This window comes from Collinsella bouchesdurhonensis (assembly GCF_900155365.1).
GTDB classification, from domain to species: domain Bacteria; phylum Actinomycetota; class Coriobacteriia; order Coriobacteriales; family Coriobacteriaceae; genus Collinsella; species Collinsella bouchesdurhonensis.
Genome location: NZ_LT699739.1, coordinates 622,889 through 635,993, shown reverse-complemented (window position 1 = coordinate 635,993; position 13,105 = coordinate 622,889). Strand labels below are relative to the sequence as shown.

Below are 13,105 nucleotides of genomic sequence, written 5' to 3'. Positions count from 1 at the left end.
GATGACCTTTCGGGTTATCGAGTCTCTTGGGCTGCACGGGCCGCTGCCCTGCCGGCACGGATGCCGGAGAGCCACGCCCAGGCAAGGTTGAAGCCGCCGCAATCGGCGTCCATGTCGAGTGCCTCACCGCAGACAAATAATTGTGGCGACTGCGGTGAGTCGATGCCGAGCGTGGCCAGGTTGACGATGTCGAAGGGGATGCCGCCGCGGTGCACTTGCGCGGACTGTTCGTCGGCGGTTCCGGTAACGGCGAAGAGGGCATGCTTGATGGCATGTCCGAGGCTCTCGAGGTCTGCTTGTTCTTGGGCAACTGCGAAGACGAGCAAGGCGACGGGACGTGCGAGTAGGCCGTCGAACCAGCTGGGATTATGTGCGGGGGACGCCGCATGCATGGATACCCGACGTTCGAGTTCCGTATGCAGCGCGGCGTCGGACAGCTCGGGCAGAAGGTCCAATTCGAGTGTGTCGCCTGCGTGTGCACGACGAGAGGCGTTGAAAGCGACGATGCCGGAAATGCCGTAAGCGCGAAAAAGCACCTCGCCCGTTTCCGCCCATCCAGAGCCGGGAAGCGAGAGCGTTGCATGGATGCGTTGACCGTCAAGCGCCTTAAGAGCGCTGCTTTCGAGTGGTAGTCCCGCGGTATCGCATGGCGTTGCCGCGAGGGGACACAAAACCGGGCTTGCGGCGAGGTACGGTAGGGAAAAGATATCGGCAATGGAGGAGCTTTTGCCGCCGGCGGCGATGATGACGGCACGCGCCTGGAACGCGACGTGTGCCATTTTGGCATCGCGCAAGGCTCTGCGGAGGGCGCGAAGCTTGGCTTTGGCGTCTACGCCTGCCTTGGCCTTGAGCGGTTGGGTGGGGCGCTGGCATTCAAGCGACCAGGTGCGCGCCGCCTTGTCGTATCGTGCGGCCACGGGCGTGCACGCACGCTCTATGGCAACGTTCTCGCGTGTGCAGCTACCGAGCAGTACGTCGCGAACCGATTCGGCGCGTCGTGTGATGGGGTAGAGGCGGCCATCGATGGATGTCCTGATGAGGCCGAGGGAGTCAAAGAACTCGGCGATGTCGCGCTCCGGTGTGGGCCCCATTACGCGAGACGCGATACCGGGATGCAGGTAATGCGCCGGATCCAGGCTCTCGTTGCTCAGGTTGCAGCGGCCGTTTCCCGTGGCGAGAAGGGGGAGCCCCGCTTCGACGTCGCGCTCGATTACGAGAACGCGCGCGCCTTCGCGAGCGGCGACGATGGCAGCGGCAAGCCCAGAGGCTCCGCCGCCGATGATGGCGATGTCGTAGATGCTGGAGGGCACAAAAGGGCCTTTCAATGAAACTGAAGTGATTCTGATTGAGTGTGACTATAGCACGCGGCCGACGTTTGCCGACGTTTTGTGGCTCGAGACGTATTGGCATGAATGCGGGGTATGGGTTTTCGCTGCCCATTCGACGGATGGGTCCTGGACGGATGCCGAGGCGGGCATCGGGAGATTGCCGGAAAACCGCACGTTGTTGTCGACGGCAACGTGGGCGGATGTCGAGGCGGGCACCGGGAGATCACTGGCGGGTTTACATACGTTTTGCGTCGCTGCAGCGAACGACTGGCGGTTTTCGAATGTTTTCCAAGCTCGTCGCCGGGAATGAGTGGCGGCTTTTCAATCGTTTGCGAATGACTGGCGGCCCTGCATTCGTTTCTTGGATGGATTCGGCCGCAAAACGTGCGAGATTCCGCCAGTCATTTCGATTCTGTCGGAAAACGCGCGAGTTTCCGCCAATCATTTTGGGAGCGCACGATTACTTGCATTTTAATTGGACGGATATTTGGATGCCCATCTCGGGATGCGCATTGAAAGCCCGACTGAAGGTGCCGCAGGAGACCTCAGCCGGGCTTCGTCTCGGCTCTATGCACGCGCCTCGACTGCCTCGCAGGCGGCTACGGCCTGGGGCAGGAACTCTGCAGGGAGGCTCTCCTCAATCTTGCCGGCATCGCATGCGGCAGCAAGGGCGGGGTCGATGGGAAGACGGCCCAAGATATCGAGGTCGTACTGCGCGGCTACCTCGTCGAGCTTGCTCTTGCCAAAGACCTCGATCTTCTTGCCGCAATCGGGGCACTCGATATAGCTCATGTTCTCGACGACGCCCAGTACGGGCACGTCCATCTTCTGGGCCATGTTGACAGCCTTGGCGACAATCATCGACACCAGGTCCTGTGGGCTTGTGACGATTACGATGCCGTCGACCGGCAGAGACTGGAATACGGTGAGAGCCACATCGCTCGTGCCCGGGGGCATGTCGACCAGCAGGTAATCGAGCGGACCCCAGGAGGTCTCGCTCCAAAACTGACGGATGGCGCCGGCGATAACGGGTCCGCGCCAAAGCACGGGGTCGGTCTCGTTTTGCAGTACGAGATTGGATGACATGACGTGGATGCCGCTTTCGGTGACCTCGGGCAGCAGCAGCTTGCCGAGGGCGTGCGCATGGCGGCCGCTCATGCCGAACATTTTGGGGATGGAGGGGCCGGTGATATCGGCGTCGAGGATGCCTACCTTGTGGCCCGCGCGCTTGAGCTGCGTTGCGATGCCGCCGCAGACGAGCGACTTGCCCACGCCTCCCTTGCCGGACAAAATGGCGATGACGTGCTTGACCTCGGAGAGGGTGTTCTCCTCAAACTCCTGCGGCGCGGTTTTCCCGCCGGCTTCGTTAGCGTGTTTGCAGCCCATGTGCGCATGCTCCTTTCACTGTGTATACCCGCCTTTGGGCGGACGCGTCGTGTCCGATTTAACAAGCTTCATTGTACCCACCCTTTCGAGGGGCGCGCGGCTGTTGTGTCTACAGCTTTCGTGCGAAGTTGAGGTACTGCATACGGCGAATGTGATCGATGACGGCAGCATAGGGAGAGTCGCCGTCGAGAGCGTAAAGCTGGCCGTCGGCACCTACGTAGCAGACGCCGGAGAATGTGGGCACATCTTGGCGCGTGGCGAGCAGTGCCTTTTGATAGTCGGTAAGTGGGGCGCCGATCAGATCGAACACGCGGGCGGAAAGCTCGCTTGCGCCGATGGCCTCTTGCTGGCTGATTTGCTCTGCGCCCGCGACGTCGTAATTGGCCCAGACGAAATAGTTCGAGCTGTAGATGCGCGCAGTGTGCTCCAGACTGTTTTCGCCCGCATAGAGCTCGTCGTTCATCGCTGCCGAGACCGTGGGCTGATGATCGCCAAAGAAGACGAGTACGACGGGCCGGTCGAGTTCACGCAGCTGCTCCATGAACGCGGACAGTTCCTGATCGGATTTTTCGATGCAGGTGAGGTAGACGTTCATCCGTGCGCAGGTGTCATCATCAAGTCCCGCGGGCGCATAGTGCGTCAGGTCCTCGTCCGGTACGGTTCCGGCATCGTAGCCGCCGTGGTTTTGCATGGTGACATCCAGAATGAACTGAGGGCTGTCGCTTTTGTTCAGCTCTTCAAGGATCTTGTCGTAGGTGGCAGCATCGGTAACGCCGGAGTGATAGCTTGGAGCCCCCTGGAAATCATCGATGGAGAGGAACTTCGAGAATCCGAGGCTTTGATAGGCGGTGCGGCGGTTCCAGTTGTCGGGAAGGTTGGGGTGCATGGCGAGCGTGCGATATCCGGCGTCGCCGAGCTGTTTGGCAAGACTGTCGACATGTTTAAGGCTGTAAAGGCTGTAGGGGTATTTGCCTGAACCGATAAAGCCCAAAGAATTATTGGTGAGATATTCGAACTCGGTGTTTGCCGTTCCTCCGCCGGTGATCGAGGTCATGAGCGAGCCGCGAATCAGGGCATCGGGAATCGAGTTGAAGTACTGCGGTCCGGCGTAGCCCGCATCGCGCAGCGCGTCGAAGAAGGACAGATCGCTGAACGTTTCGTTCATGATGGTGATGACGGTGGGCTTGAGCTCGTTGTACTGGGCTACGGCGGCCTGACGTTCGGGGCTCGAACCGCGGCCGGCATCGTACTGGGCGGCAAGCTGCGCCTGGATGTCCTGCGCTTCGATATCGGAGTAATTGTCCGGTTGCTTGATCTCGAGGTTCTGAGCGGTCGCGGTGAAGACGGGGATAAAGCCATATGTCTGATAGCTGCTGATGGGCCACCATCGGTCATAGCTAAACTCAAGCGCATCCTCGAGCTTGACATTGGCAAATGCACTTGAGACGCAGGACCAGGCGATGAGTGCGCACATGATGTTGACGCCCACGTTGGCGATGACGTGCGAACGCTTGCTCAGCCGTGGCGGGCTTATCAGCGAGAGCATCGCGCAGGCGACGGCTGCCCAGGTGAGCGAGGCGACGATGCTGGCGTCGAATGTAAAGTGGTAGCCCTCGCTCACGGCCATGGCGGTTCCCATGGCAAGAAGGTCACTGGGAAGCAGGGCTGCTCCCTTGAACTCGATGACAAAATGCTCCGCGATGCCAAAGCCACAACAGATGACGACTGCGATGCAGCACGCACCTCCGCACCTTTGTCCCGCAAAGTAGAGGATGAGCGTGATGAGGAAGACGATGAGCGCGGAAGCATAGAAAAATGCGCTTGGGATGCTTGCGAGATGCGCGCTGTTGCAGGCGGTCTCAAGCGCGATTACCGATATGACGGATGTTGCCGCCATGAGGAGGGCGTCTCGGCCGATGCAGATGACATACGGCATGACTCCATCTTGCTTGTCGAGCCAATCGAGAAACGGGCGCCGCAGGATGGGTATGACGCCACAGATGAGCGTGGTGACCGCGTGGATGCAGATAGAAGATGCATCCGCCCGGCAGATGCCCATGATGCCCCAAGTGGCAACGAGGACCTCGGAAGCGAGGAGGGGGAGAGGCCAAAGGATGGTCGAAGGATGGATGCGATGTTTCGTTTTCCATTCGTACCAGACGGCTGCTGCTATGGCGGAGACAAGTAGTATGGCGGCAACAATCGGATCGGTTGCGGGATGCTGAGGGGTGTTTTGAATCATGGGTGCGTGGTTTCTTTAAGGGCTTGCAAATCCTGGCTTTATTGGTACCGACTATATCGTAGCTTGACGGCGGATGTACCGGCGGGTGTTGAATCGAGGTGCGAATATCGCATGCAAAACACGAACATTTGTCCGAGTGGTACGCTACACTGAGAAGCCAAAGAGGCGCCGAGCGTCAGTATCTATCGTAAGAGGAGCTCGATACATGTCCGATTCGTCCATCGTTATCCGTGGCGCGCGAGAGCATAATCTCCAAAACGTCGATGTCACCATCCCGCGCGATAAGCTTGTGGTCATCACTGGCCTTTCCGGTTCGGGCAAATCGAGCCTCGCGTTCGATACCATCTATGCCGAGGGGCAGCGCCGTTACGTGGAGAGTCTGTCGAGCTACGCGCGCCAGTTCTTGGGGCAGATGGATAAACCGGATCTTGACTCCATCGACGGCCTATCGCCTGCGGTGTCCATCGATCAGAAAACGACTTCCAAAAACCCGCGTTCAACAGTGGGAACGGTAACGGAGATCTACGACTACCTGCGTTTGCTGTTTGCGCGCATCGGCGTGCCCCACTGCCCCGAGTGCGGGCGCGTGATCGAGCGCCAGACTACCGACCAGGTGGCGGACAAGATTCTGGAGGCGGGGCAAGGGCGCCGCGCCTTTATCATGGCGCCGGTGGTTCGCGGCCGTAAGGGTGAGTTTGCCAAGCTGTTTGAAGACCTGCGCCGCGAGGGTTTCTCGCGCGTGCGCGTGGACGGTGAGGTCCGCTCGCTCGACGATTCGATTGAGCTGGACAAAAAATACAAGCATGATATCCAGGTGGTCGTGGACCGCATCGTGATTCGCGAGAACAGTCTGGGCCGTATTGCCGAGGGCGTAGAGCAGGCGACCAAGCTCGCGCATGATAACGTCGAGGTCTACCTGCTGCCCGATCGCGACGCGCCTGAGGGAACAGAAGGGGACCTGCTTTCCTACTCCCTGGCGCTTGCCTGTCCGGAGCATGGCCATTCCATCGACGACCTGCAGCCGCGCGATTTTTCCTTCAATGCCCCCTACGGCGCGTGTCCCGAGTGTGATGGCCTGGGCTTCAAGAAGGTCGTCGATGCCGAGGCCCTTATCGAGGATCCTTCGCTTTCGGTAGATGAGGGCGTGTTCGGTAGCGTCTTTGGCAACGGCAATTACTATCCGCAGATTCTGCATGCGCTATGCCTGCACCTCAAGGTCGATCCCAAGACGCCTTGGAGGGATTTGCCGCCGCGCGTGAAGAAGGTCTTTTTGGATGGTCTGGGAACCAAAAAGATGCGTGTCGATTACCGCAAACTCAACGGTGACGAGACGCATTGGGATACCACATTCTCGGGCGTGCGCAACATCCTGTACGAACGCTACATCGAGACGACGAACGAGAACACCAAAGCTCGTTTGGAGAAATATATTCGCGAGGAGCCGTGCCTGACCTGTCATGCTGCGCGTCTGCGTCCCGAAATGCTTGCGGTCACGGTGGGGGACAAGTCCATCTATGACGTTTGCTGCCTGTCTTGCAAGGATTCACTCGAGTTCTTTGAGCAGCTGCAGTTAACGGAGCGTCAGCAGTTCATCGGCGGCCGCATCGTGAAAGAAATCATGGAGCGCTTGCGCTTTCTGGTGGACGTGGGTCTCGATTACCTGACGCTCGACCGTGCTTCTGCCACGCTTTCGGGCGGCGAAGCCCAGCGCATCCGTCTGGCGACGCAAATCGGAGCCGGTCTTATGGGCGTGCTCTACATTTTGGACGAGCCTTCGATTGGCCTGCACCAGCGCGATAACGAGCGCTTGATCGCCACGTTGGAGCGCCTGCGCGACATTGGCAACACCGTGATCGTGGTTGAGCATGACGAGGATACGATTCGCGCCGCGGACTACGTGATCGATATGGGCCCTGGTGCTGGCGAGAACGGTGGCAAGGTGGTCTGCGCGGGCACGCCCGAGGAGATCATGGCCTGTCCCGACTCGCTGACCGGCGCTTATCTTACGGGAAGGCGCATGATCTGTCTGCCCCACGAGCGCCGCCATCCCGAACGCGGTGCGCTTCGCATCACGGGGGCATCCGCCAACAATCTTAAAAAGGTGAATGTCGAGGTCGAGTTTGGCACCCTAACTGTGGTGACGGGCGTCTCGGGCTCGGGCAAGAGCTCTTTGGTTACCGATACCATTGCACCCGCCCTCACCAACGCGGTACATCATTCGACTCGCCCCGTTGGCCCCTATAAGAGCATCGAGGGCATCGATCAGATCGACAAGGTGATCGATATCGACCAGTCTCCCATCGGGCGCACGCCGCGTTCGAATCCGGCGACGTATATCGGCCTGTGGGATGATTTGCGTGCCCTCTTTGCTTCCACGCCAGAATCTAAGGCGCGCGGCTATTCGCCCGGGCGCTTCTCGTTCAACGTGAGCGGTGGACGCTGCGAGGCCTGCCGCGGCGACGGGCAGATCAAGATCGAGATGCACTTCCTGCCCGATATCTACGTGCCGTGCGAGGTCTGCGGTGGCAAGCGCTATAACCGCGAGACCCTCGAAGTCACCTATCGCGGCAAGTCCATCTCCGATGTACTCGATATGAGCGTGACGGAGGCGCTGGCGTTCTTTGGGAACATCCCGCAGATCAAGCGCAAGCTTCAGACTCTGTATGACGTGGGCTTAGGATATGTGCGCTTGGGCCAGCCTGCGACGACCCTTTCGGGTGGCGAGGCGCAGCGCGTGAAACTGGCCAAGGAGCTGCATCGTCGTCAGACGGGCAAGACCTTTTATATCTTGGACGAGCCCACGACGGGTCTTCATTTTGAGGATGTGCGCCAGCTGATTGACGTCTTGCAGCGTTTGGTCGACGCAGGCAATACCGTGTTGGTAATCGAGCATAACCTCGACGTGATCAAGGTGGCCGACCGCCTGATCGACCTGGGCCCCGAGGGCGGTTCGGGCGGCGGGCGCATCGTGGCGGCAGGCACGCCCGAGCAAGTTGCTAGCTGCAAGAAGAGCTATACGGGAGCGTTCCTAAAGCCTCTCCTCGAGCGAGACCGTGCGCGGATGGCGCAGCAGAAGGATTAGCAGTTCTTCTTATGCTGCGAGGGGCGAACAATGAGAGACGGACGGGCGCGGAGATGATTATCCCACCGCGCTCGTCTCATTTTTTCCTTACCTATGGAGTACGGGTGGAACCTTTTGCGACGCTATCGTGAGGCTGCTACTATGGTGTCTACACGTTTTGCCAAGCGGGCCTTGTGCCTTCTTGGCATGGTGACCGACACGAGTGGTGGGTATCGCTTGCCACGCCGTTAGGAGATGTTTATACATGGCGCACCTTAAACGTAGCCTTTACGCCATTCCCGCCGTTGGGCTGAGTTTTGTACTCGCCTTAGGGAGTTGTCCCGTTTCTGCCATCGCGGCAACGTCCGCTGAGCTGCAGACGCAGCTCGAAGCCGCAACAAAGCAGCTTAATACGCTTGGCGCTGCAGCCGAGCAGGCCGGTAACGATCTTGCTACCGTTACTTCCGAGCTCGAGGATACCAAGGCTCAGATCGAGCAGACGCAAAGCGATATCGAAGAGGAGCAAAAGCAGCTCGAGGCCAATCAAAGCGAGCTCGGTGTCCTTGTTTCCGATCAGTACAAGACGGGCGGTGCGAGCGTAGTCACACTGCTGTTGAGCTCCGGTAGCTTTAGCAGCTTGATCTCCAATGTGCATTACGCCGACAAGGCTGCAGAGCATCAGCAGAATATGATTACGGAGACCCGTGCACTCAAGGAGTCTCTTGAGCAGAAGAAGACGGACCTCGAGGAGCAGCAGAAAAAGCAGGAGGAGCTCGTTTCCGAGCAGCAGAAGAAGAGCGACGCCGCAAATGCTGCCGTAGCTGAGGCTCAGAGCTATTACGATCAGCTTTCCACCGAGGTCAAACAGAAGATCGCTGAGGAAGAAGAGGCTGCTCGTAAGAAGGCCGAGGAGGAGGCTCGTGCTCAGGCTGCCGCTATCCAACAGCAGGCTCAGCAATCCGGTAATAACGGCGGCTCCTCTGGCGGTAATGGGGGCTCGACCGGAAATGCCGGAAGCTCTTCAGGAAACAGTTCCTCGGGCAACAACGGATCCGGCGGAAGCTCGAGTGGGTCCAGCAGCAGCACGAGTGGCGGCTCTTCAAGTGGCGGCAGCAGCTCCGGCGGCGGCGCGTCTGTTGCTCCAAGCGGGTCTGCGTCCGCGATGGTTCAGCGTGCCTATAGCGTAATCGGTTCCGGCTATTCGTACACCGGTTATAAGTGGACTGGCAGCACGAGCACCTCTTGGTTTACCTGCTCCGGCCTGGTTGACTATGCGATGGGCTATGGTCCCTGGTCTAACAGCCCTGCGACCTTCCGCAGTAAGGTGCGCTACCTTACGTATGATGTGAACAGCCTTTCTTACGGCGACTTGGTATTTTTTAAGTCCGGCAGCCGCATTTCGCACGTTGGCATCTATATTGGGTCGGGTCGGATGATCGATTCCATCCCTGGTGGCGGCGTCGGTATTCGCAGCATTACGTATATCGCCGGTTCCGACTATAGAGATTTTGCGGGCGGCGGCCCCATCTACTAAGCGCGCGCTTACACGATGCAATTGACCCCAAAGCGCCCCGGGTGGTGCTTTGGGGTTGTTTTATGTCAGGAGCTAACACGTGGCGAAGAAAGAAAAGATCCAGAAGACCAACGCGATGCGCGAGCTTGAGCGTGCGGGCGTCGCTTATACCGTTAATACATACGAGGTCGCTGTCGAGGGCGACCATGAGCTGGGCGTGCATATTGCCGAACAGCTTGGAGAAGATCCCGATCAAGGGTTCAAGACGTTGGTGACCACGACGCCGACGGGCGACCATGTGGTCTGCTGCATTCCCGTTGCGGAGGAGCTTGATCTTAAGGCGGCGGCGCTTGCGGCGGGGGAGAAGTCTCTCACTATGATGCACGTTCGCGAGCTCTTGGCCGCTACGGGTTATGTGCGCGGCGGTTGCTCCCCTGTGGGTATGAAGAAGAAGTTCCCAACGCTGATAGACGATTCGTGCCTGCTCTATGATGAGATGTTCATCTCGGGAGGCAAGTGCGGGATTCAGCTCAAGCTTGCGCCCCAAGATCTCATAGCTCATACCGATGCTATCGTGGCTCCTATCTGCAGGAAAGGCTAAGACCATATGACTAACGCTGATACCGAGATTACCGACGATCTTGCTTCGTCCGATTCGGTCGATCTGAATACTCCGTTTGTCGAGCCCGACGTCGTTTCCCCCGCTCTTTCGGAAGAGGGCGCGGCAGCCGATGACGATGAGGCATCTGCCGAGGATGTGGGCAAATCGGCTGCCCTTATGAGCGGCCTTGTGATCGTGAGCCGCATCACCGGCTTCTTCCGCACGTGGGCTCAGGCGTTTGGCATGGGCACCACTATCACTGCGAGTGCGTTCACCATTGCAAATAACCTCCCCAATGCACTTTACGAACTCGTTATGGGCGGCATGCTCGTTACGGCATTTTTGCCTGTCTACGTTTCGACAAAAAAGAAGGCAGGGCGTGAGGGGGCGAGCGCCTATGCGTCCAATCTTCTCTCGCTCGTCACCCTGCTTATGGGCGTCCTGGCACTGCTTTCCTTTATCTTTGCGGGCCAGATTATTTGGACGCAGGCGTTCAATGCATCCTCCGAATTCGATTTTGACCTGGCAACATTCTTCTTCAGGTTCTTTGCAATCGAGATAGTGCTCTATGCGCTCTCATCGGTTATCTCCAGTGTGCTCAACGCCGAGCGCGATTACCTGTGGAGCACCGCGGCACCCATTGCAAACAACATCGTGATCACTGCTGCCTTTTTCATCTATGGCGTGCTCGTCGAGACGCAGCCCTTCGCAGCCATCATGGTCCTTGCCATTTCTAACCCTCTTGGCGTGCTCGTTCAGGTGGTCATGCAGATTCCGGCGCTTAGGCGCCATGGCGTAAAGCTCTCGCCGCGTATCGACATTCATGATCCGCTTATTCGCGAGACGCTCTCTATCGGCATCCCTACGCTCATCGTGACCTTTGTTTCGTTCGCCACTACTTCGGTGCAGAGCTCTTGCTCGCTTTCAGTGAATCCGAACGGCGCCTCCATCACGTATTACGCGCGCATCTGGTACATCCTGCCGTATTCGGTTTTTGCCATTCCCATTACGACTGCTATGTTTACAGAGCTTTCGTCGTTTGTGGCAAGCGGCAAGATCGCCAAATTCATCGATGGCATCGCCAATGGCTGTGGGCAGATTCTTTTCCTGCTCATTCCGTTTGCCATGTACCTCATCGCCTTCTCTCCGTGCTTGTCCAACATGCTCAAGAGCGCGCGCATGTCGAGCGAAGATGTCCAGATGCTTTCGACCTACATCGCCTGGCTCTCGGTTTCGCTGCCGTTTTACGGCGTGTGCACCTATCTGCAGAAGGCGTGCTCTTCGCTTCGCAAGATGTCGCTGTTCGCTATTGCCGAATGCATTGCCGGCGCGATTCAGATCGTTATCTGCCTCGTGTTCACTCCGATCTTTGGCTTCAATATCGTCGGCATCAGCTCAACCTTCTTCTTTGTGGCAATCGATGCCGTGACCTTTGCGATCCTTCGCCACGAGCTTGGCCGCATTGGTTTTAAGTCCATTTTTGCTTCCGGCGTGCGCGCACTGGTGCTGGGCGCTGTCGGCGCGCTTGTGGGTGCCGGCATCCTGATGCTTCTTCAGATGCTGGTTGGTCCCATCGCGGGCGGCGGTATGATGAGGTCGTTGCTGTATTGCATCGTTGGCGGTGTGCCGGCGCTCATCGTGACGTTTGGCTTTGCCATCTCGCGCCAGATGCCCGAGGTCGCTGTTCTTTCCGCTATGGTCAAGCGCTTCATTCCGCGACGCGCGTAAAGGAGGCCCCGATGGCACGCTCTCAACAGGAAGCATCGATCGCTCAAATCATGGCTTCGCGCACCGGCACCGATCCTGCCGACTGGTTCTTGGTGTTCAAGGCCCGCTATGGCATGCAGGTCGCGTTTGAGGAGATTTACGCCGAGATGGGCGCAGGCGAGGTGGCGACTCAGCTGCTCACCTGCTGCACAGCGGTCGATCCCATCCTGGTGGCAGGTCTTGTGCCTCGTTATTGCGAGGTGTCTTTTGACACGGCCATGATCGACTCCGATGCGCTTGATGCTTCGGGCGAGCTGCGCGCCGTGGTGGCCCAGCATACATATGGCATTGTGGACGATACGGAGACTGCTCGGCTGGCGCAACGCGCTCACGATGCCGGCGCTCTCCTTGTCGAAGATTGCGCCCATTGCGTGGGCAGGATGGCAAAGGGCGAATCGGGCGAGCCGCTGGCAGACATCTCGTTTCACTCCTTTGGCATCGAGAAAATGCTCCATACCCTTTTGGGCGGTGCAGTCTGGGTGAATCCCGCGTCCCCCTTCTCGGCTGTTTCGCGCCGCGTGCGCGACCGTTTGTCTGTTCTGCCCGTATCGGGCGCCCGCCTTGATATGCTCGAGCGTCTTTTTGTAAATGAATGCCGTGTATTCAACCATGTGCCGCGTCCCGTGGCGCGCGGTCTGCGTCACGGTCTGGCGGCTCTGGGGCTTTTTGAGCCCGCGGTGAGTACTGCCGAGCAGCGAGGCGAGCTTTCTTACGCGCCCATGCGCCCGAGTGACCATGTTTGTGAACAAGCTCGCGCTGCGTTCGATCGCCTTGATGGCGACGAGCGTCTGCGCGTCGAGGCGACGCGGGCATACTGTCGCCTTTTTGCCGATATGCCCGGCGTGGAGGTTCCCGCGTCGACGCAGCTCGGTCAGCCGCTCCTCAAGTTTCCCATCGTCGTGCGCGATACCGCCACGGCAGACTGGATTATCGAGGAGTGCTGCACGGCAGGGCATTATACCAGCTGCTGGTACCGCCCCGAGCTAGGTCCCGGCGTTTTGGACGAGTCCGCCTACCATGTTCCCAGCGATCGTTCGAACCTTGCCGTGTGCGATCACATGGTGGCCTGTCTGGCGACGCTTCCCACCAATGAGGGCGCGACGCAGGCGACAGAGGTTGCCGAGGTGGTTAGGCGCGTGGTCTCTTCGTAGAAGCTGGCGGGCACCAAGCCGGCGCATGCCGTCAACAGATATACTTAAGCGCTTGA

At 58.8% G+C, this 13,105-nt stretch carries 8 protein-coding genes; 5 read left to right on the top strand and 3 right to left on the bottom strand.

What is annotated here, in order from left to right; genetic code table 11:
* Positions 1-14 precede the first annotated feature (14 nt).
* From BQ9843_RS04805 to BQ9843_RS04790, 3 genes are all read right to left on the bottom strand, one after another.
* The gene (locus BQ9843_RS04805) at positions 15-1,310 is read right to left on the bottom strand and encodes an NAD(P)/FAD-dependent oxidoreductase (RefSeq protein WP_075844078.1); all 1,296 of its coding nucleotides are present in this window, start codon (positions 1,308-1,310) and stop codon (positions 15-17) included.
* A gap of 585 nt (positions 1,311-1,895) precedes the next feature.
* Positions 1,896-2,714, bottom strand: a complete 819-nt coding sequence (locus tag BQ9843_RS04795) for an Mrp/NBP35 family ATP-binding protein (protein WP_075844076.1) — start codon at positions 2,712-2,714, stop codon at positions 1,896-1,898.
* 109 nt (positions 2,715-2,823) lie between these two features.
* Positions 2,824-4,956 (bottom strand): LTA synthase family protein, encoded by a 2,133-nt coding sequence (locus tag BQ9843_RS04790; protein ID WP_075844075.1) that lies wholly within the window; start codon positions 4,954-4,956, stop codon positions 2,824-2,826.
* Positions 4,957-5,161: 205 nt separating this feature from the next.
* Here BQ9843_RS04790 and uvrA point away from each other — a divergent pair, with 205 nt between their 5' ends.
* The 5 genes from uvrA to BQ9843_RS04765 all read left to right on the top strand — a co-directional run bounded on the left by uvrA (position 5,162) and on the right by BQ9843_RS04765 (position 13,049).
* Positions 5,162-8,038 carry an excinuclease ABC subunit UvrA gene (uvrA, locus tag BQ9843_RS04785; RefSeq protein ID WP_075844074.1) on the top strand — a complete coding sequence of 959 codons (2,877 nt, stop codon included), beginning with the start codon at positions 5,162-5,164 and terminating at the stop codon, positions 8,036-8,038.
* A gap of 244 nt (positions 8,039-8,282) precedes the next feature.
* The gene (locus BQ9843_RS04780; protein ID WP_075844073.1) at positions 8,283-9,551 is read left to right on the top strand and encodes a coiled-coil domain-containing protein; all 1,269 of its coding nucleotides are present in this window, start codon (positions 8,283-8,285) and stop codon (positions 9,549-9,551) included.
* Positions 9,552-9,630: 79 nt separating this feature from the next.
* Entirely contained in the window at positions 9,631-10,131 is a 501-nt protein-coding gene (gene ybaK, locus BQ9843_RS04775; RefSeq protein ID WP_075844072.1) for a Cys-tRNA(Pro) deacylase, read from the top strand.
* Between the two features lie 6 nt (positions 10,132-10,137).
* On the top strand, positions 10,138-11,859 hold the full coding sequence (gene murJ, locus BQ9843_RS04770) for a murein biosynthesis integral membrane protein MurJ (protein WP_082218691.1): 1,722 nt from the start codon (positions 10,138-10,140) through the stop codon (positions 11,857-11,859).
* Positions 11,860-11,870: 11 nt separating this feature from the next.
* A complete protein-coding gene (locus BQ9843_RS04765; protein ID WP_075844071.1) occupies positions 11,871-13,049 on the top strand; it encodes a DegT/DnrJ/EryC1/StrS family aminotransferase in 1,179 nt (392 codons plus the stop codon).
* Positions 13,050-13,105 lie beyond the last annotated feature (56 nt).

Bases quoted from the DNA above. Each gene is read 5' to 3' on its own strand.
- BQ9843_RS04795 (WP_075844076.1), bottom strand. From the start codon at position 2,714: ATGGGCTGCAAACACGCTAACGAAGCCGGCGGGAAAACCGCGCCGCAG.
- BQ9843_RS04790 (WP_075844075.1), bottom strand. From the start codon at position 4,956: ATGATTCAAAACACCCCTCAGCATCCCGCAACCGATCCGATTGTTGCC.
- uvrA (WP_075844074.1), top strand. From the start codon at position 5,162: ATGTCCGATTCGTCCATCGTTATCCGTGGCGCGCGAGAGCATAATCTC.
- BQ9843_RS04780 (WP_075844073.1), top strand. From the start codon at position 8,283: ATGGCGCACCTTAAACGTAGCCTTTACGCCATTCCCGCCGTTGGGCTG.
- murJ (WP_082218691.1), top strand. From the start codon at position 10,138: ATGACTAACGCTGATACCGAGATTACCGACGATCTTGCTTCGTCCGAT.
- BQ9843_RS04765 (WP_075844071.1), top strand. From the start codon at position 11,871: ATGGCACGCTCTCAACAGGAAGCATCGATCGCTCAAATCATGGCTTCG.